Annotated in this window: 18 protein-coding genes; 10 read left to right on the forward strand and 8 right to left on the reverse strand. The window is 63.8% G+C overall.

The genetic code is table 11. The features are described 5' to 3' along the window. The first annotated feature begins 13 nt into the window (after window positions 1-13). Window positions 14-787 carry a response regulator gene (locus FJW03_RS20940; RefSeq protein ID WP_181173296.1) on the forward strand — a complete coding sequence of 258 codons (774 nt, stop codon included), beginning with the start codon at window positions 14-16 and terminating at the stop codon, window positions 785-787. Window positions 788-863: 76 nt separating this feature from the next. Beyond that, entirely contained in the window at window positions 864-2951 is a 2088-nt protein-coding gene (locus FJW03_RS20945) for a sensor histidine kinase (RefSeq protein ID WP_226890420.1), read from the forward strand. A gap of 116 nt (window positions 2952-3067) precedes the next feature. Here FJW03_RS20945 and FJW03_RS20950 read toward each other — a convergent pair whose 3' ends face one another. Further along, window positions 3068-3478 (reverse strand): hypothetical protein, encoded by a 411-nt coding sequence (locus FJW03_RS20950; protein ID WP_140698558.1) that lies wholly within the window; start codon window positions 3476-3478, stop codon window positions 3068-3070. 336 nt (window positions 3479-3814) lie between these two features. Between FJW03_RS20950 and FJW03_RS20955 the strand changes: the two genes are divergently transcribed. Next, entirely contained in the window at window positions 3815-5038 is a 1224-nt protein-coding gene (locus FJW03_RS20955) for an aromatic ring-hydroxylating oxygenase subunit alpha (protein WP_140765918.1), read from the forward strand. Window positions 5039-5201: 163 nt separating this feature from the next. On the opposite strand, the gene FJW03_RS20960 is transcribed toward FJW03_RS20955, so the two are convergent. Next, window positions 5202-6620: an aminotransferase gene (locus FJW03_RS20960; protein ID WP_140765920.1), complete on the reverse strand. Its 1419-nt coding sequence runs from the start codon at window positions 6618-6620 to the stop codon at window positions 5202-5204. 271 nt (window positions 6621-6891) lie between these two features. Between FJW03_RS20960 and FJW03_RS20965 the strand changes: the two genes are divergently transcribed. From FJW03_RS20965 to FJW03_RS20975, 3 genes are read left to right on the forward strand one after another with little or no spacing between them, the layout of a single operon-like run. Continuing rightward, window positions 6892-7809: an ABC transporter permease gene (locus FJW03_RS20965; RefSeq protein ID WP_140765922.1), complete on the forward strand. Its 918-nt coding sequence runs from the start codon at window positions 6892-6894 to the stop codon at window positions 7807-7809. Next, entirely contained in the window at window positions 7806-8627 is an 822-nt protein-coding gene (locus FJW03_RS20970) for an ABC transporter permease (protein ID WP_140765924.1), read from the forward strand. The genes FJW03_RS20965 and FJW03_RS20970 overlap by 4 nt, the downstream gene beginning before the upstream one ends. A 52-nt stretch (window positions 8628-8679) precedes the next feature. Next, window positions 8680-9753 (forward strand): ABC transporter ATP-binding protein, encoded by a 1074-nt coding sequence (locus FJW03_RS20975; protein WP_140765971.1) that lies wholly within the window; start codon window positions 8680-8682, stop codon window positions 9751-9753. Here FJW03_RS20975 and FJW03_RS20980 read toward each other — a convergent pair. From FJW03_RS20980 to FJW03_RS20995, 4 genes are all read right to left on the reverse strand, one after another. Beyond that, on the reverse strand, window positions 9717-11027 hold the full coding sequence (locus FJW03_RS20980; RefSeq protein ID WP_181173297.1) for a flavin monoamine oxidase family protein: 1311 nt from the start codon (window positions 11025-11027) through the stop codon (window positions 9717-9719). The genes FJW03_RS20975 and FJW03_RS20980 overlap by 37 nt on opposite strands. A 339-nt stretch (window positions 11028-11366) precedes the next feature. Beyond that, window positions 11367-12449, reverse strand: coding sequence for an ABC transporter substrate-binding protein (locus FJW03_RS20985; protein ID WP_140765928.1), 1083 nt, complete (start codon window positions 12447-12449; stop codon window positions 11367-11369). A 25-nt stretch (window positions 12450-12474) separates the two neighbouring features. Continuing rightward, window positions 12475-13188 (reverse strand): transcriptional regulator BetI, encoded by a 714-nt coding sequence (gene betI, locus FJW03_RS20990; protein WP_140765930.1) that lies wholly within the window; start codon window positions 13186-13188, stop codon window positions 12475-12477. A 6-nt stretch (window positions 13189-13194) separates the two neighbouring features. Further along, complete coding sequence (locus tag FJW03_RS20995; RefSeq protein ID WP_140765932.1) at window positions 13195-13605, reverse strand: hypothetical protein; 411 nt, start codon at window positions 13603-13605, stop codon at window positions 13195-13197. A 197-nt stretch (window positions 13606-13802) separates the two neighbouring features. On the opposite strand from FJW03_RS20995, the gene FJW03_RS21000 reads away from it, so the two are divergent. The 4 genes from FJW03_RS21000 to FJW03_RS21015 are packed head-to-tail and all read left to right on the forward strand — an operon-like array spanning window position 13803 to window position 18497. Further along, entirely contained in the window at window positions 13803-15422 is a 1620-nt protein-coding gene (locus tag FJW03_RS21000; RefSeq protein WP_140765934.1) for a phytoene desaturase family protein, read from the forward strand. After that, window positions 15409-16974, forward strand: a complete 1566-nt coding sequence (locus FJW03_RS21005; RefSeq protein WP_140765936.1) for a phytoene desaturase family protein — start codon at window positions 15409-15411, stop codon at window positions 16972-16974. The genes FJW03_RS21000 and FJW03_RS21005 overlap by 14 nt, the downstream gene beginning before the upstream one ends. A gap of 3 nt (window positions 16975-16977) precedes the next feature. Then, entirely contained in the window at window positions 16978-18237 is a 1260-nt protein-coding gene (locus FJW03_RS21010; RefSeq protein WP_140765938.1) for an aminomethyltransferase family protein, read from the forward strand. A 2-nt stretch (window positions 18238-18239) separates the two neighbouring features. Further along, complete coding sequence (locus FJW03_RS21015) at window positions 18240-18497, forward strand: hypothetical protein (protein ID WP_140765940.1); 258 nt, start codon at window positions 18240-18242, stop codon at window positions 18495-18497. Window positions 18498-18503: 6 nt separating this feature from the next. Here FJW03_RS21015 and FJW03_RS21020 read toward each other — a convergent pair whose 3' ends face one another. Together FJW03_RS21020 and FJW03_RS21025 are read right to left on the reverse strand one after the other, a co-directional pair. Next, window positions 18504-19562 carry a dipeptidase gene (locus tag FJW03_RS21020; RefSeq protein WP_140765942.1) on the reverse strand — a complete coding sequence of 353 codons (1059 nt, stop codon included), beginning with the start codon at window positions 19560-19562 and terminating at the stop codon, window positions 18504-18506. 145 nt (window positions 19563-19707) lie between these two features. Further along, window positions 19708-20007 carry a GNAT family N-acetyltransferase gene (locus FJW03_RS21025; RefSeq protein WP_140765944.1) on the reverse strand — a complete coding sequence of 100 codons (300 nt, stop codon included), beginning with the start codon at window positions 20005-20007 and terminating at the stop codon, window positions 19708-19710. Window position 20008 lies beyond the last annotated feature (1 nt).

Genomic DNA, 20008 nt, shown 5'->3' on the forward strand with positions numbered 1-20008 from the left:
AGTGCTGGACATCATGTTTATACCCAATCTACTTTCCACTGAAAGTGGGAGCGAAGGCGTCGTGCGGGCAAGAATTGTCATCGTCGAGGACGAGCCTGACCTGAGGGACGCGGTCGCCGAATATCTTGGCGCCGCCGGCTATGACGTTGCGACCGCCGAAACCGCGGCCGCGGCACGCAGCTTGGTCGAAACGCAGGCGTTCCATCTGGCCATCCTCGACATCGCCATGCCGGGCGAAGACGGGCTGTCGCTCGGCCGCTGGCTGCGCTCGAAAATGCCGATCGGCATCATCTACGCGACCGCCGCAGGCACCGCGATCGACCGCATCGTCGGGCTGGAACTCGGCGCCGACGACTATATCGTCAAGCCATATGAGCTGCGCGAGGTGCTGGCCAGGGTCCGCAGCGTGCTGCGCCGTGTTCCGCAGCCGACGGAGCTGGGGGACAGGAAAGCCAGGACGGAGCGCCGCTCCGTCGCTTTCGGCCCCTTCCAGGCCGATCTCGACGGCAGGCTGGTCACCGGCGCCAACGGCGCGGTGATCGACATGGCCAAGAGCGAGTTCGACGTCCTGGAGGTTTTCCTGACCCGCGCCAACCGGCTGCTGACACGCGCCGCGATCTCGGAAGCGATCGGCTTCACCGAGGATCCGGAATCGTCGCGCGCCGTCGACATCCGCATCATGCGCCTGAGGAAGAAGATCGAGACAGACCCGGCCAACCCGAAATTCCTGCGCACGGTGCGCGGCGAAGGCTATATCTTCTCGTTGCCGGCCCGCGACGGCAATTGAACGCCGGCGCAGGAGGCTTCCTTTCCGGCGCCTGGCCCGGACGGGATTCGACATGGCAGCGCAATGACGGCTGAAGATGACCGCTGAACCAGCAGGCACGGGTACACAGGGAGACCGGCAGGGCGCGGCGATGGCGGCCGTGCGTGTCGTGCGCCGATTGCGCGAGGCCGGCGACTGGCAACGCGAGATGGACGGCATCCTGGCGACGCTGTGCCACGCCATGGATTGCCAGCGCGGCATTCTGTTCCGCTTGCGCGAACTGCCCGGTCAGGGGTTCGCCCAGTCGGTCGCCGCCTACTGGATCGACTCCGATTTCGGCGGCGAACTGGCCTCACCGACAGTCATCATGCAGTCGATCGTCAACTCCGATCCGCTGCTGGAGCGGCTGGCCGAGGATGAGCGGCAAGGCAAGATCTTTGCCGGCCATACGCGCAATCTCGAAGGCTTCCTGAGAGGCGATTTCGAGAAGCAGGGCATCAAGTCGTTCCTGTCGGTATCCGTCTTCGCGCACGGCCATCTATGGGGCACGTTGGCGATCAATGATTGCGTCGAGGAGCGCGAATGGACCGACGAGGAAGAAGCGACGCTGCATATCATCGCGCTCGCCATTGGCGATGCCATCGAACGCTCGCCCTCCGACGCCCATGCCAGCGAGGTCATTCGCCGCACGATGCTGCAGGCCTCGCTCGATGCCATCGTCGTTATCGACGAGACCGGCTCGATCATCGAATTCAATCCCGCGGCGGAAAAGATGTTCGGCTTCCTGCGCAGCGACATCCTCGGCAAGGATCTGCTCGATACCATCGTGCCGATCTACTACCGCAAGGGCTATTCCTCGGGAGCCGAGTACATGTCCGGCCGCGGCGCGCCGATGGTCGGCCAGCGGCTGGAAACGGTGACGCAGAACGCCGCCGGGGAAGTGTTCCCGATCGAACTGACGGCCACCGAGATGCGGGTCGCCGACCGCCGCCTGATCTTCGGCTCGATCCGCGACCTGCGCGACAAGCTGCGCGCCGAGGAAGAGATCAACCGGCAGCGCGAAAAACTGCACCAGAACGAAAAGATGGCGGCGATGGGCTCGCTGCTGGCGGGTGTCTCGCACGAGCTCAACAACCCGCTGGCCGTGGTCGTCGCCCAGTCGACGCTGCTGCATGAATTCGCGCCCGATCCGCAGACCAAGATCCGCGCCGAGAAAGTACGTGCCGCCGCCGAGCGCTGCGGCCGCATCGTCAAGAGCTTCCTGTCGATGGTCCGCCTCCATCCCGCGGCACAGGCTGAGACCGATCTCAACCAGGTGATCCGCGCCGCCCTCGAGGTAACCGCCTATGGCGCCCGCTCCAGCGGTATCATCATCGACACCGATTTCGCGCCGGGTCCGCTGCTGGCCATGGCCGATGCCGACCACGTGACGCAGGTGGCGGCCAATTTCCTGATCAACAGCCAGCATGCTTTGGCCGGCATTGCCGGCGATCGGCTGATCAAGGTGCGCACATTCCGCGGCGATCAGGGCAATCCCGGCTTTTCGGTCGAGGACAACGGACCCGGCATTCCCGAAGCGATCCGCGACCGCATTTTCGAATCCTATTTCACCACCAAGCCGGTCGGCGTCGGCACCGGTATCGGCCTGTCGATCTCGAAATCGATCATCGAGCGGCACAATGGCAATGTCAGGTTCGAGGAGGTACTGCCCAGAGGCGCGCGTTTCGTCGTCCAGTTGCCGGCCATCTCCGCGGGCATCGCCGCCGCCGGCGAAACCCAGCCGCGCTCGAGCGGCCTGCGTCATGCCCTGATCATCGATGACGAACCTGATGTCGCCGGCTCGCTGTCCGACATTCTCGAGTTGATGGGCATCAAGTCGCGGGTTGCGCCCGTCTGGGAGACGGGCGCCGCCACCTTGAGCGGCCACATGCCGCCGGACATCGTCTTTTCGGACCTGCGCATGCCTGGCATCAGCGGCATCGCCATTTACCGAGAATTGCTGGCTGAACGGCCTGACCTCGCGCGGCGCTTCGTGCTGGTCACCGGCGACCTGATCGGCGCGAAGGCGGAAATCGAGGCCTTGCCGGCGCAGCAGCGGCCGCAGATCCTGGAAAAGCCATTCAGCACGCTGGATGTGCGAAGCGTGCTTTCGAGTATCGCCGAGCAGGCGGCATTGAAAGGCTGAAAAAGAGGCTCCCGACCGACGGTGCGGCGGGAGCCGAAGGGAGCGCTGGAGCAGCGCTCGGGGAGATCGCGGCATGACCCCGGCCCGGAAGCCGGCTTCGGGATCAAGCCTGGAAATCAGAAGATGTTCGGCGTGTAGGTCAGAGGCGCGGCGTTGGCGATCATGCGGATCGCGCGGGCCTTGTGCGTTCCGGACTGCTCGGCGATGGCGCGCAGACAATCCACGCTCTCGGCGCCCCAGGCCTGCCCCTTGCATGCGAAGTCGACCGCCGACATCGGCAGGCGCGCGGTCCTTGTGGTGGTCAGCGCGCCTTCGACGATGTTGGCTGGGGGATTGAGCGAAGCGAAGGCCGGGCCGGCCGCCGGCGTGAACGCCAGGCAGGCGAAGGCGCAAGCAGCCAGCGCCATGAACATTGCCATCGGGTGATCGCTGGCGCGCTGACGCAGGGCCAGTTTCGGGCGGCGGTCAGCGCGCTCCGGAGCCTGGAGCCGACGGTCGCCGTTGAGGATCTGAACTTTCGCATGCATCCCAGTTCCCTTCGTTGATGTTCTTTTTCCAATAAAGTGAACCTAATCGCGCCTTGTAACAGCAGAGCGATGACGTAAGGTCAGGCTTGTAACGGTTTTGAAACAGGACTTCGGGCAGAATCGGGCAAAATCAGTCATTCCGGGTACCATGCAACCAGGAAGCGGCTTTGAAACCGCAGGCTAACATCCGGATTCTCCGGGGTTTTTCAGACCGGCGACGGCGCTGGATAACAGGAAAATTCCGCCCCAAAACCATACCGATCTTCACAAGTCATTGCATTTCAATGCAAAATACGCTTTTATTGAATGAGTATTCAACAAATAGAAGAGACTTCTATGACCCCGCACCTCCGTGACGTGGCGATCCCTAACGATTGGGACCGGCGGGGCCTGCCGGGCTGGAGTTACCATTCCGACGCCCTTCTCGAACTCGAGAAGGAGCATGTCTTCCGCAACCATTGGCAGATCGCCGGACACATCAGCGACATCCCGAATGCCGGCGACTACCTGACCATGGACGTGGTGGGCGAACGCGCCTTGATCGTACGCGGCAAGGACGGCGTCGTGCGCGGCTTCAACAATATGTGCCGTCACCGCGGCAGCCGCGTCGTCGCCGACAGTCAGGGCAATTGCAAGAACGCGCTGGTGTGCCCCTTTCATGGCTGGGTCTACAATCTCGACGGCACGCTGCGTGGCGCCGCGCGCCCGCGCTCCTTCCCCGATCTCGACAAGACCGAGTTCGGCCTGATGCAGCTCGATCTGGAAATTTGGATGGGCTTCATCTTCATCCGCTTCCGCAATAGCGGGCCCCAGCCTTCGGTCGCCGAGCTTATGAGGCCGATCGAGACCGAATTCGCGCATTACAAGGCCGCCGACATGGTGCCGTCCCGGGGCATCTGGACCCAGAAGACCCCGGTCAACTGGAAGTCGGTGCGCGACGTCGACAATGAAGGCTATCACGTCGCCATGGCGCATCCCGCCCTGCAGGACCTCTATGGCGCGACCTATTTCGACGAGCCCTTCATCAATGGCGTGTCGCGCTCCTTCGCCACCTACAACCCGCATGCCGGCCGCCGCTGGAGCGTCAGGAACTACGTCAAGATCGCGCCCGAGCCGACACACCTGCCCGAACACCTGAAGAAGGCCTGGGTCTATTACGGTATCTTCCCCAACGCCGTCCTCTCGGTGATGCCGGAATCGGTGCAGTTCTATCAGGAATTCCCGCTGTCGACGGGGGAGACCCTGCTGCGCGGCGCCATCTACCGCTACCGCGACGAAAGCCGTGAGCAGGCCGCCGCCCGCTACCTGTCCTTCCGCATCGACCGCGACACCATGTCGGAAGACGTGCAGCTTTCGGTGTGGTCGAACGAATCCATGCTGTCCGAAGCCTTCGGCGGATTCTATCTCTCCGACCTCGAATATGGCGTGCGCACCCACCACGACCATCTGCGCAAGATGCTGCCGGTGCTCGGCCTGGAGACCGCGCCGGAGGAGAAGGACATGTGGAATTTGAACGACGCGCTGAGGTCGAGGGGTAAAGCCGCCAATCTCCCCCCTTGAGGGGGAGATGGCCGCGAAGCGGCCAGAGAGGTCGCTGCGCGTGAAGCGCCAACGCTTCGGAACGATAGATAGCGCTGGAACGATAGATAGCGCTGGCGATTTACGTGAGACGACCCCCTCTGTCGCCTTTGGCGATCTCCCCCCTCAAGGGGGGAGATACTAATCACCCCCGCCATACACCTTCTCTGCGCAAATCATCCATGGTCCGCGAAATGCCTTCGCGCAGGATGCCGACCATGTCGTCGATCTGCTCGCGGGTGATGACCAGCGGCGGCGACATCACGCACATGTTGATCAGCGGCCGCACCAGCAGGCCGAGCTCGTGGCAATGGGCGTCGATGCGCTTGCCAACGTCCTTGTCGAGCTGCAGCGGGTCCTTGCTTTCGCGGTCGGCCACGCATTCGACGCAGCCCATCAGCCCCATGCCGCGCACCTCGCCGACCAGCGGCAATTCCTCCAATGTCTTCAGCCGAGCCTGGAAATAAGGCGAGACGTCTCGCGTATGCGCCAGCACGCCTTCTTCCAGCAGATCGAGGTTCTTCAGCGCCACGGCGCAGCCGACGGCATGGCTGGTATAGGTCAGCCCATGGCCGAACAATGCGTCGGGATGGTTCGAGCGGCGCAATTCTTCCAGCAGCCGTTCCGAGATGATGACGCCGCCGAGCGGGAAATAGCCTGAGGTGACGCCCTTGGCGAAGGTGATCATGTCGGGATCGATGCCAAAGACGTCACCCGAGGCGAAGACATGGCCAAGCCGGCCAAAGCCCGTCACCACCTCGTCGGAGACATAGAGGATGTCATTGTCGCGGCAGATCTCGCGGATGCGCTTGAGATAGCCGTCGGGCGGCACCACGACACCGCCGGAGGCCTGCACCGGCTCGCCGACAAAAGCGCCGATCTTGTCGGCGCCGACGCGGGCGACGGTGTTGCGGAACTGGTCGACGAGGAAATCCGTGAAGGCGGCAAGACTCATGCCTTGCGGACGGCGGAACGGATCGGGCGAGGACAGCTTGATCACCAGCTCGTCGGCGCCGTCCATCCAGTCGCGGTCGCGCGGGCGGCCGTTGAGCGAGGCCGAGAGATAGGTCGAGCCATGATAGGCGCCGCCCCGGCTGAGGATCAGCTTCTTTTCCGGCCGGCCGCGCACATTGTTGTAGAACTGCATGAAGCGCAGCGCCGTCTCCACAGCCGAAGAGCCGCCAGTGGTGTAGAAGACGTGGCTGAGATCGCCGGGCGCGTGGCCGGCGATGCGCATGGCAAGTTCCGCCGACGGCGCGTTCATCGTGTACCAGGGCGTGTTGTAGGACAGCGCCATCGCCTGGTCGTACATCACCCTGGCCAGTTCCTCGCGGCGGTGGCCGACATTGACGCACCACATGCCGGCCGGCCCGTCGATCAGCCGCTTGCCGGCGCTGTCGGTGATGTAGATGCCATCGCCCTCGCCGATCAGCGCGCGCGCTTCGGCGCCGACGGAACCAGCGTAGGGCCAGGGCTGAATGAGATGGCGCTTGGCCAGGCCGACGGCATCGTCACACCCGGGCGCTGCCATCTCGGTCGCCTTCAGATCCCGCACCGCCGCCATCGTCGCCTCCACATCTCTCGTCGATTTTCCCAGAGCATTCAATCCGGTGTCGAATGCCCGAAACGAAGGCTTTCTTCACCTGATTTTGAATGTCCGTTCAATCAATATCTCAGAAATGGCGCTTGATTTCAATCCGCGGATGCGTGCATGATGAAAGAAAGCCGGCAAGGGGAACAAGCAGTCGGCGTCAGCACAATGGGATGCCGATGGCGGAACAATCCAGGCCAGCAACCGAGATCACGCCCGCAGCCCTGCCCCCCGGAGTCTGGCAATGACAGTGGCCGCGGAAGGCTCGCCCCCGTTACGCATGACGTGGGCCAGACGAAATGCCCTTCTGCAATCCGAGCCCGTACAGGGTTTTGCCCTGATCAGCCCGACCTTTCTTTACGCGCTCGTCCTGCTCGTCCTGCCGATCCTGGTGGTCATCGCCCATTCCTTCTGGACGCAGCACTACCTGACCATCGACCGCACCTTCACGCTGGAAAACTACCGCGTCACGCTGACCGAACCGATCTACCGCGATCTGTTGTGGCGCTCGCTTTACATCTCGCTGACGGTCAGCCTCTCCACCGTCGTCTTGGCCTACCCGATCGCCTACTGCATTTCCTTCCATGGCGGCCGCCACAAGAGCCTGTGGCTGTTCCTCATCACCATCCCGTTCTGGACCAGCTATCTCCTGCGCGTCATGTCGTGGAAGGTCATCCTCGGCTATAACGGCGTCTTGAATTCCGGTCTGATGGGCCTCGGCATCATCGACGAGCCGTCCACGGCCCTGCTCTACAATTCGAACGCCGTCATCATCACGCTGACCCATGCCTGGGCCGCCTTCGCCATCCTGCCGATCTTCGTGTCGCTGGAAAAGGTTGATCGCACACTGGTCGAGGCGGCCACCGACCTTGGTGACGGTCCCTTGCGTTCGTTCCTGCGCGTGACCTTGCCGCTGTCGGCGCCGGGCGTCATCTCGGCGGCGCTGATCGTCATGATCCCGACCGTCGGCGACTATGTCACGCCGAAACTCGTCGGCGGCAAGGACGGCGTCATGATCGCCAACGCCATCCAGGCGCAGTTCGGCAAGGCGGCCAACTGGCCGCTGGGCGCGGCCCTTTCCGTCACCACCATGGTGATCGTCACCCTGATGGCGGGCGCCACCGTGCTGATTATCCACGCCCTGCAGAGGCTGGCGCGATGAGGGCGCGCCGCTTCCTGCCGGGCGGCTGGCTGTCGGCCTATGCGGTCCTCTATGTCGTCTTCCTCTATCTGCCGGTCATCTTCCTGCCGATCTTCTCGATCAACACCGCCCCGACGCCGAAATTCCCGCTCACCGGCTATACGCTCAAATGGTACGAGGACCTGCCCAACACGCCGGCCTTGCTCGACGCCGCCTGGAACAGCCTGATCGTCGGCATCTCCGCCTCGGTTCTCGCCACCGTGCTCGGCATTCTCGCCGCCCGGTCGATCACTCGCTACCGCTACCCCGGCCGCCGCACCATCAACGGCCTGATCATGGCGCCGCTGGTGCTGCCCGAGGTGATCGTCGCCATCTCCATGCTGCTGGTGATACTGCAACTGGGCCTCAGCCTGTCGCTGTTCACCGTCGTGCTCGGCCACGTGCTGATCTGTATTCCCTATTCGATGACGGTGCTGACCTCCGGCTTCGAGGGCTTCGACCGCAGTCTCGAGGAAGCCTCGGCCGATCTCGGCGAAAGCGCGTTCGGCACCTTCCGGCGGGTGACGCTGCCGATGGTGGCGCCGGCGATCATCTCCAGCCTGCTGGTCTGCTTCACCATCTCGCTGGACGAGTTCATCATCGCTTTCTTCCTGACAGGCACCGAAGCGACGCTGCCGATCTATATCTGGGGCCAGTTGCGTTTCGCATCGAAACTGCCCGGCGTGCTGGCGCTGGGCACGCTGCTTCTGGTCGCCTCTTTCCTTTTGATGACCGTCGCCGAAATCCTGCGCCGCCGCGCGGCCAGACGCACCCAGAACGAGGGAGGCCTCTATGCCTGATCAGCCACAGACCGAGCGCTCCCCACCGGGCCGGCCGCAATCTGACCGGCCGATGATCGAGATTCGCAACGTCACCCGCAGCTATGGCGCGTTCAAGGCGCTGGACGACGCCTCCCTGACTATCCGGGAAGGCGAATTCTTCTCGCTGCTCGGCCCGTCCGGCTGCGGCAAGACCACGCTGCTGCGCATGATCGCCGGCTTCGACAATCCGACCAGCGGTTCGATCGTGGTCGGCGGCCAGCCTATGGAAGGCATCCCGGCCAATCGCCGGCCGACCAACATGGTGTTCCAGAGCTATGCGATCTTTCCGCACCTCGATGTCGAGCAGAACGTCGCCTATGGGCTGAAGCGGCTGAAGCTGCAGGGCGGTGAGGAGAAACGCCGCGTCGAGGAGGCGCTGGCGCAGGTATCGCTGACGGGCCTCGGCAAGCGGCGCGCGACCGAGCTTTCCGGCGGCCAGCGGCAACGCGTGGCGCTGGCCCGCGCGCTGGTGATGCGGCCCAAGGTGCTGCTGCTCGATGAACCGCTGTCGGCACTCGACAAGAAGCTGCGCGAGCAGATGCAGGTCGAACTGCGCCGCCTGCAGCAGGCGGTCGGCATCACCTTCGTGCTGGTCACCCACGACCAGTATGAGGCGCTCGCCATGTCGGACCGCATCGCGGTGATGTTCGGCGGCAGGATCGCCCAGGTCGCGTCGCCCAAGGAGATCTACCAGCGCCCGGTCAACCGCCAGGTCGCCGACTTCCTCGGCGGCATGAATTTCGTCAAGGCCGAGATCGTCGAGGAGAACAGTGCCTCGCTGGTTGTCGACACGCTGGGCTTCGGCCGCGTCAAGACCGACAAGCCGAAGGCCTTCGTGCGCAATGGCGGCGGCGCCACGCTCGGCATCCGGCCGGAGCGGCTGCGCGTTCTGTGGGACAATGCGACGGCAAAGTTCGAAGTCGCCGGCAAGGTGGTGGAGCGCCATTATTTCGGCGAGATCACCCATCTCATCGTCGAGGTACCAGGCCTGGAAAAGCCGCTGTCGGTGACCGAGACCAACGATTTCGGCGCCGACGACATTCCGGTCGGCACCTCGATCCGCCTCGCCTACGATCCCGAGGCCCTGGTGGCGATGGCGGACTGAAGTCCGGAGACGATCCTGCGCGCCGCGATGCGCCCTGCAATGATGGCGCCCTCGACATAAGCCGGGAATGACGGCGACAGTTCCGAAGCGGCGAAATGAACTCGTGGCGCGCCGCCAAGAATTGTGCGCTCGGCATCCCGCGCCGTTACGTCGACGATAAGATCACTGTAGGCGCCACCGCTCCAACGATCCTCTATCCAGTCGCGCAAGCTGAAGTCGGCAATGCCCGCCGCGTCGGGGCCGAGCGCATCTGCGAGCCTGGCCGTCACTTCCGCACGTAGCTCCGCCTCGCCCAGCGCTCGCCAGCGCAACGCCAGCGGTCCACCGACGAAAACGACGAGCGCTGCGTGCTCCGCGTCCTTGCTGACGTCGCAGGCAAACAGCCCCGGCAGATCGCGCCACATCACCATGCCGCTCAGACCCCGCTGCCGCCAGAAAGGCTTGGCATAGCGCACCAGGATCTTGATCACCGCGCCGCTCTCCCAAGCGCCAAGCGCTCTCTGGAGAGCCGTTGGCAAAGCGGGTGCGAAGGCGAGCTTGGCGGCCGTCGCCGGCGGCAGCGCGACCAGCACTTCGCGCGCTTCGATCACGCCATGGCCTGAAACAACGCGAACCCCTTGCGGCCCGTGCTCGATGCGCGTGACCGGTTGGCCGAGCCGCACCCGGCCCCCGAGGTCGCCAGCCAGATCCTCGGCCAGTGATTGCATGGTCTCGCGCAGGAAATACTGCAGCTCAGGCACCTCGTTGGTGATGCGCCGGTCATTGTCGATCAGGTACCAGAGCGGCACTTTGTCCGCCGCCAGGCACCACAAGCCTTCGATCATCGAGCGGAAGGCCGCCTTGGCATCGGTGGGATCGTGCTGATGCTCCAGCCAGGTGGCGACGCTCATGCCGGCTATTGAGGGGTCGTCCGGCTCGATCCCGTTCATGCGATCGCGGATCGCCATTGCGCCGTGATAGGTCCGCTTGGCGTCCCTGGCCGACATCGACGGATGCGTGATGAACCCGCCTTCGACATAGGTCTCGACGAATGTCTTGCCGCGCGCCCTGGCCAGCGCCATCACTTCCGGCATGTCCTCGCAGAGGAACTGGCCGCCGCTGTCGATCCGTTCGCCGAGCCCGTTCTGTCGGGCCTCGACCCGCCCGCCGACGCGGTCGCGCGCTTCGAGCAGCAGGAAACCGATGCCGGCTGCCTTCAACTCAAGTGCCGCCGACAGGCCGGTGAAGCCGGCGCCGACGATAACGACGTCGGTTCTTTCCGGTTCGTGCGTCAACAGCCGGCCTTGATCTGGCCGCCACCGCCTTCGGCAAGCGCATAGGCGGTGCCCGCGCCGGCGGTGACGACAGCGGCGAGCGCAAAGCGGTGTAGCATGGATGTCATGGCCGAGTACTCCGCCCATCCCGAATTGAGGGGAGGTTAGGAGAATTCAAAGGCTTTGGCGAGCCCGACCGGTTCGGCTCCAGACAATGGACTTTTCTGACTTGTCTCCAACCATCAATTGCCGAAATCAACGGTATCGGCGATCTGCACCTGCCAAACAACCACAAACCGCCATTGAAGCCATTGCGCCACGCCGTTTCAGTTCAGGAGCGACCGGTCGTTTCCGCAGCACTCAATAGCCGGCTTTGATCTTCTCGAATTCGGCGATCATCTTCAGCTTGAGATCTGACGGCAACGGCGACTGGAACAGCGTCTTGTCGACGAATTTCTGTACGTCGTCATAGCCTTTTTCCTTCAGGATGGCCTGGTCGACGCCAGTCATGCCCTTGGCGTTGGCCTGTCCGTAGCCCCAGTCCTTGACCAGCACCTTGGCGATCTCCGGATCATTGACCGCGTTCAGGTAGTCATAGGCCTTGTCGGTATTGCCCGGCGCGTCCTTGAACAGCACATAGCCGCAAACCCAGGTCGATATGCCCTCCGCCGTGTCCTTCTTCGATTTGATCGGCACGCCGGCGGCGACCGACTGCACGGTCGCGTCGTTCCAGGCCCAGGCGAGGTCGACCTCTCCGCCGGAGAGCAACTGCACGATATCTGTCGTATCGGTCCAGTAGGAGCGGACGTTCTTGTGCACCTCGCGCAGGAAATCGGACGCCTGCTTGAACTGGTCGTCCGTCATCTTGGTCCAATCCTTCAGGCCAATGGCGAGGGCTGCAAGTGCATAGGCGTCGTCGACATTGTCGCCGATCGACACCCGGCCCTTGTACTTCGGATCGGCGAACGCCTTCAGCGACTGGACGTCCTTCTCGTCGATCTTGGAGGCGTTGTAGGTGAGCTGCGTATTGCCCCAGTCCCACGGCATGAACCACGCCTTGCCGTCGTCGGTCGTTGCGAGATTCTTCATCGCCATGATGCCGGGATTGAGGTCTTTCCAGCCCGCGATCTTTGAAGTGTCGAGCGGCTGCAGCAGGCCGGCCTCGCGCCATTTCACCACGCTCTGCGAGCAGGGATGGCCGATATCGGCCTTGAAGCCGGAACGGACCTTCTCGAACGCCTCGTCCTCATCGCCGAAGAAGGCGAAGGTTGGCGAATCGCCGTTCTTCTCGACGTATTTCGGATGGAAGTTGGGGGCTTCGTATCCGGACCAGTCGAACACGATCAGGTCCTTGTCGGCGGCGATCGCCAGGGCTGCGGCCGAAGCTGCCAACGTCCCGGCAAGCGCCAATGTCAGCGTCAGGCGTCGAGTGAATCGCTTCATTGCTGTTCCATCCTCTGTGGTTTTCTTATGGTTTCGTCGCCCCGGCGGCCTTCGGCGCGTAGTGTCTCGGGAAAGCCGCCGACAGGAATTCGTTCGCCGCCTGCAAGGCGGTCTCGCGGGTGGTGTCCTCGGTGCCCATCATCAAGCGCAGCCACAACCCCTCCGTCATGGCGCTGAGCGCCAGCGCCATGACCTGCGGCTCATAGGCATAGCCGCCGCTTTCCTTCAGCGCCGCGCAAAGCTCGATGAAGATGTTCTGGTAGACGGCGTCCCGCGCGCTGCTCAACGCCTGGTAGGTCGGCCGCGACTTGGCCTCGCCCCAGAAGGCGCACCAGGCGGCAAGCTTGCGCTTGTTGCAGATCGAGCGGTCGAAATCGGCGGCGACCAGGGCCTGAAGCTGGCGGGCCGGGTCACCCCCCGCCTTCTGCAGCGCGTTGCGCCAATGGGCCGAATATTCGTCATACATGTGCTGCAGCGTCGCTACGAGCAGCTTTTCCTTGCTCTCGAAGTGGAAATTGACGATGCCCCGCGACAGGCCTGCGCCGTCGGCGACATCGGCCATCGTCGTCTCCGAATAGCCGCGCTTGGCGAGTGAATCGATCGTTGCCTCGATGAGCTGAAGTTGCCTGACCTCCTTCGAGGCCTTGCGTCCGCGCTTCTCGGATTCAGCCTTTTGTGCCGGTTCAAGGAGGGCGTCCCTGGCGTCTGCCGTCTTCATGCGTGTGATGGTCTCCAGCATCGCCGGCTATCCAATCGCATCCGGCTTCCACCCGCGAAGATGAGTGGGACGGTGCTCGCCACTGTCAAGCACCTTCTGCATGGCCTCCCAGGTTCGGATGTTCTTGTCGACATAGGCGGCGCCGACCACGGCGGCGACCGGCGCATAGAGCGGCCCTTTCAGCCTTTGCAACTGGCCGCGCGCGACCTCGCGATACCACGGGTTGCGGTCCCTGACGATGCCATCGGCAAAACCCGCTTGGCGCATTGCCTGCGCATAGCGCGATGGCGATGCCATGGCGAAAGACAATATCCCTTCGACCTGCCGGTCGACCTCGTCCGGCCCGCCTGGCGACAGGTAACCATCGCCCCACAACGCCTCGAGGAAGCGGATCGCGGTGTCGTCGTACTCCGGTTCGGCATCAGCCGCTTCGATCATCAGCCTTCGATCCAATCGATGAATGCTCATTTCGATCGCCAGCAAAGCGTAGCGCATACGGGCGAAAAAGCAACATCATTTGTTGAACATTCATTCAGAATGGCTGGACAAATTGGCTGATGCCATGCCAAATTCAGCGCATTCGGGAACAGATCACGCAAAATGAAGAGCGGGTCGCATACGAAAATTGGGCCACAATGAAAGCTTGGGATGCGATCGTCATCGGCGGCGGACACAACGGCCTGGTCAATGCCTGCTACCTGCAACGGGCCGGGCTCGACGTGCTGGTGGTGGAGAAGAATGACTGGGTCGGCGGTGCGGCCACCAGCCGCGAACTGACGCCGGGCTTCCTCTACTCCAACTGCTCCTATGTTTGTTCGCTGTTCCGCCCGGAAATCATGCGTGATCTGGAGCTGCCGCGCTTCGGCCTGCAGGTCATCGCCTATGAGGGCGGCGTGGTGTTCACCCGCGATGGCGACTACCTTGCCAACTACCGCGATCATGATGCGCACCGCCGCGAATTCGCCCGCTTCTCCAGGCGCGATGCCGAGGCCTATGACCGCTACGCCCGCGACGTGACGCGGCAGTGCCGTTTCATCCAGCCGCTGCTGATGCGCACCGCGCCCGACCCGACCAGCCTCAAGCCGCGCGACCTTGGCGAACTGCTCTATCTCGGCAAGAAATTCGCCGGCCTGTCCGCCGAGGAAATGGCGCTGACCTTGCGCTTCTGGACGATGTCGATCTCGGAATTCCTCGACGAGTATTTCGAGACCGACGTCATCAAGGCGAACTTCGCGCTGTCGGGCATCATCGGCACAGCACTGGGGCCGATGTCGCCCGGCACGGCCTATGTGTTGCTGCACCACTATATGGGCGAGGTCGACGGGTCGGTCGGCGCCTGGGGCTATGCGCGCGGCGGCATGGGTGCGGTGACCAGGGCGCTGGCCGCGTCGTTCAAGGCTTCGGGCGGAACCATCCGCACGGGCGCCGAGGTCGACCATGTGCTGGTGAACCGGGGCAAGGCCAAGGGCGTGGTGCTGGCCGGCGGCGAGGAGATCTACGGCAAGCTGGTTGTCTCCAACGCCGACGTGAAACGCACCTTCCTGAAGCTGGTCGAGGAGAAGGAACTGCCCGACACCTTCCTGCGTCGGGTGAAGAACTTCAAGATTCGAGGCTCCTCCGGCAAGCTCAACATCGCGCTCGATTCGCTGCCCGAATTCCCCGCTTTGCCGAAGGACTCCCCCGTCTATCGCGGCGACATGCATTTCACCGATTCGATGGAGCGCATGGAGCGAGCCTATGACGACTGGAAGGCGGGGCGCTGGTCGGCCGATCCATTCCTCGACATGATGATCCCGACAACGCTCGACCCGACCATGGCGCCGCCGGGAAAACATTTCATGAGCTGCTTCGTGCAATACGCGCCGCCGAAGATCGCCGGCCGTGAGTGGACCGATGCCGATCGCGACGGCTTCGCAGAAAGCGTGATTGCACAGATCGCTGATTATTCACCGGGCTTCCGCGACCGCATCGTCCACATGGAGGTGCGCACGCCACGCGAGATCGAGGCTGAGGTCGGCCTCACCGAAGGCAACATCTTCCAGGGCGAGTTGACCTTCGACCAGCTGCTGTTCAACCGCCCGGTGCCGGGCTATGCGCAATATCGCTCGCCGGTGGGTGGGCTCTATATGTGCGGCTCCTCGAGCCATCCGGGCGGCGGCGTGACGGGCGCGCCCGGCCGTAATGCCGCGGCTGAAATCCTGCGCGATCTCGCCAAATCCACCTCACATATGAGCCCGGCCCATGACGTCATCTGATGCAATCGTCATTGGCGGCGGCCATAATGGCCTCGTCGCCGCGGCCACGCTGGCCAAAGCCGGCCGCAAGGTGCTGGTGCTGGAGGCCGCGGCCGAAGCCGGCGGCGCCGCGCGCACGGAGGAATTCGCCCCAGGCTTCCGCGCCTCCTCGATCGCCCATCTGCTGAACCGTCTGCATCCCGATGTGGTGAAGACGCTGGAACTGGAGAAGCATGGGCTGCAATTCGCCCACGCTGACGTCCTGCCCTCGGTTGCCCTGTCGAAACACGGCCCGCCGCTTGTCCTGCATGGCGCCTATGGGGAAGTGCTGGCCGGCGCCAGCTCGACGGAACAGTCCGCCTGGAAGGAACTGCGCGCGCAGCTGCTTCGCTATGCCGGCATCCTGAAGCCATTCCTCTCCCGACGCACGCCGGGCCTTGCCGGCATGTCGCTGCTCGAGACCGCTTCCCTCGGTCAAACAGCGCTGGCCCTGAAAAAGCTCGGCAAGGAGGACATGCGCGATTTCCTGCGCGTTCTGCTGATGAACGTCGCCGACCTGCTTGACGAGCAGCTTGCCGACGTCAGGCTGAAGGGGCTGCTTGCCTTCGACGCCACGCTCGGCAGCCACCTAGGCCCGCGCTCGCCGACTTCGCTGCTCGGCCTCTACTATCGCTTGGCTGGAGAAGTCGGCGGTGCTGCCGGTGCGCAATTGCTGCCGGAGGGCGGCATGGGCGCCGTCGTCGCCGCCATCCGCGCGTCGGCGGAAAAGGCCGGCGTCACCATCCGCACATCGTCGCCGGTGGCAAGGATCGTCGTCGAGAAAAGCCGCGCCGTCGGCGTCGCGCTCGACACTGGCGAGGAGCTGCGCGCCAGGACGATCGTCTCGGCCATCAATCCGGCGACCACCTTCCTAGCCATCGTCGGGCCGCGCGAGCTCGACACCGGCTTTGTCCGCAAGGTGAAAAACATCCGCATGAATGGCGATGCCGCCAAGCTTCATCTGGCACTTGACCGGCCGCCGCGGTTCACGGGTGCCGATGCCGCAGCCCATAAGGGCAGACTTGTCATCGCGCCCTCGCCCGATCACGTCGAGCGCGCCTTCAATCCATCGAAATATGGCGAGTTCTCGCCCGAACCGGTGATGGAGATCACGCTGCCCAGCCTTGCCGATCCGTCGCTGGCACCAGATGGCGCCTGCGTGCTCTCGGCCGTGGTGCAATACGCACCTTATGCGCTGAAGGAAGGCTGGGATGCCGGCAAACCGAAATTCCTCGAGGCGATCATGGCGCAGCTCGAAGCCTACGCGCCTGGCATCGGCAAGAGCGTTGTCCATGCCGAGCTTCTGACGCCGGCCGATATCGAGACACGCTACCGCATGCCGGGCGGCCATTGGCACCATGGCGAGCTACAGGCCGACCAGATGCTGGTCTCGCGCCCCGTCTCCGGCTGGTCCGGCTACGACACGCCGCTCGAAGGTCTGTTTCTCGCCGGCGCCGGCTCACATCCCGGCGGCGGCGTCTCGGGTGCACCGGGCTTGAACGCCGCACGGCGTATCATTGCGATGAAGGGGTAGGCCATGGCTCAGGCAACCAGGAAGAAGCCCGTTGCAAGACCGGCCGATGCGGCTGTTTCCACCCGCATCGCCGCCCAGGGGCATTTCCGCACGCTGCGCCTCGGCACACCATTCCAGCCGCGCCTCGACGCGTTGGCCAAAACCCAGGATTGGTACAATTGGGCCGGCTACCGCGCGCCGCATTCGCTGTGGGACGAGGAACTCGAATACTTCGCCATCCGCAGCCAGGCAGCGCTGTTCGACATCTCGCCGATGACCAAATACCGGATCGAGGGACCGGATGCCGAAGCCTTTCTTAACCGCGTCACCTTGCGCGATGTCAGCAAGCTGAAGCCCGGTCGCGTCCACTACACCGCCTGGTGCGACGATGAGGGGTTTGTGCTGGACGACGGCACCCTGTTCCGCCTCTCGCCGACATGCTTTCGCCTGTGTTCGCAGGAGCGGCATCTGCCGTGGCTGCTCGATAGCGCCATTGGTTTCGACGTCCTCGTCGAGGAAGAAACCGAGGCCGTCGCCGGGCTCGCGCTGCAAGGGCCGACCTCCTTCGCCGTATTGCGCGACGCCGGTTTCGCCGGTGTCGAGGGATTGAAGATCTTCGACCTCGCCGAGTTTGCTCATGATGGCGGCACCGTCACCATATCGCGCACCGGTTTCACCGGCGATCTCGGCTACGAACTCTTCGTCCCAGCCGAAAAGGCGTTGAGCCTCTGGGACCGGCTGATGGCCGCTGGCGAACTGCGCGGCATCAGGGCCATCGGCTACACCGCGCTCAACCGCGCGCGGCTCGAGGCCGGGCTGATCGTCGCCAATGCCGACTTCACCACCGCCGAGCATGCCATCCGCGCCGACCGTCCGCGCATGCCCAACGAGATCGGGCTCGGCTTCATGATCGATCCGGAAAAAGGCCACTTCAACGGCTGCCGCGCCATCCTCGAAGCGCGCGCCAAACGGAAGTTCCGCCATGTGCTGGTCGGACTGGAGATCGAAGGCAACATCCCAGCCGAACACGCTATCGTCTACCACAAGAAAAGCCAGGAAGTTGGCCTCGTCAGCGCCGCCATGTGGTCGCCGATCGCCAAGCGAAACATCGCTATCGCCTCGCTGGCGCGGCCATACGGTGATACTGTCGTGGAAGACCTCTGGGTCGAGATCTACGCCATGCGCGAGCTGCAGTATCAGAAGCTTATGAAGCGGGCCAAGGTGGTGGCGCGGCCTTTCATCAAGCTCGACCGCCGCACCGCCAATCCGCCGGCGGATTTCTGACCATGGACGAAGCCGACAAGCTGGACGATGGTGCGGAAGCCGCCGAACAGTGGCAACTGGTCAACACGCCACTCGGCGCGAAATGGTCCGGACGCACGCGCTACGCCGCCGCCATGTTCTTCTACAAGCGTGATGAGATGAGCGCCGAGACGCTCGAAGTCTACCGCATCTGCGCAAGACTGGATTCGGAGAACCCGCTGCCGATCATCAGGGATCGCGGTGTCGGCAGGGATTGGCTGAAGCGCATGGGCTTCGAATAGGGTGCTCTATCCTATCGTTTTTTCCAGCATTGCCAGCCAGTTGCGATAGGCGATCTTCTCAATCAGCGCGTGGCCGAAACCGCGTGCCGCCAGTGCATCGATGAGCTTCGGCAGGCCGGCGACGTCACCGATCACGGCCGGGATCATGGCGCCGTCGAAATCGGAGCCCAGACCGACACCGTCCTCGCCCAGGGCCTGCAAAAGGGAATCGATGTGGCGCACCATGAGGTCGAGGCTGGTATCGGCATTCATGCGGCCGTCCTCGCGCAAAAACCCGGTGGCGAAATTCAGCCCGACCATGCCGCCGGATTCGCGGATCGCGCCGAGCTGCCAGTCGGTGAGGTTGCGCGAATGGCCGCATATCGCATGCACGTTGGAGTGGGTGGCGACCAGGGGCGCGTCGCTGAGGCCCACGACATCGCGAAAGCCCTTCTCGTTGAGATGCGAGAGGTCGATCATGATTTTGAGTTCGTTGCAGGCCTTGACCAGCGCCTTGCCGGCATCGGTCAGGCCCGGGCCGGTGTCGGGCGAGGACGGAAAGCGGAACGGCACGCCGTGGCCGAAGGCGTTCGGCCGGCTCCAGACGATGCCGAGCGAACGCAAGCCGGCCGCATGCAGCACGTCGAGCATGGTGAGTTCAGGATCGATTGCCTCGACGCCCTCGATGTGGAACACGGCGGCAATCGTGCCTTTGGCCATGGCGTTGCGGATATCGCCGGCACTGCGGCAGACGGCAAGCGCTCCCGCCCGCTCGAGCCGGAACAGGATCGAGGCCATGGCGATCGTCGAATTGAGCGCATCGGCGCGCGGCACCTCTGGCGGCAGCGGCTCGCTGGCGCTCGGCGCCGAGGGCACGGCGCTGCGCCTGGCCTTTTCGACCGGCGGCGGGAAGATGGCGAACATGCCGCCGGCGAAGCCACCAGCCTTGGCGCGCGGCAGGTCGATATGCCCGCCCGATTTCCCTTCGACGAACAGCTTTTCAACGTCCGTATCCTTCGACTGATAGAGTCTGAGCAGCGTGTCGTTATGGCCGTCGAAGACGGGGACGAGGTCTGTTTCGGTCATCGGGGGATCATTCAATTCGTTTGTCGGCGCGGCGATATACCCTATCTAGGCAAGATGCACGGTCGGCGCAAATTACAATGCCGGCCGGCAGCGGGGACTGCCCCTTTTGTCCCCCGCTGCTGCCTACCAAAAAGTGCCTGCGCGCCTACTGCTTCAACACATCGGCCCATTCCGGGTGTCGCCGGAACTGCGCATTGGCGAACGGGCAAAGCGGGATGATCTTCTTGCCTGCCGCGCGCGCGTCCTCGACCGCTCGGGTGACGAGCCGAAGCCCGGCACCCTGGCCACGAAACGCGTCCGGCACTTCAGTGTGATCGATGATGAGCTGATGCTCGCCGATCTTGGTGAAGGTCATCTCCGCCTCGGCGCCGTCGGGCCCGCGCAGGACATAGCGGCCTTTGGAGCCGCGATCTTCCAGCTCGATCTCGGGCAGTTGGTCGGGCATC

It is taken from the genome of Mesorhizobium sp. B4-1-4 (assembly GCF_006439395.2).
Lineage (GTDB): Bacteria > Pseudomonadota > Alphaproteobacteria > Rhizobiales > Rhizobiaceae > Mesorhizobium.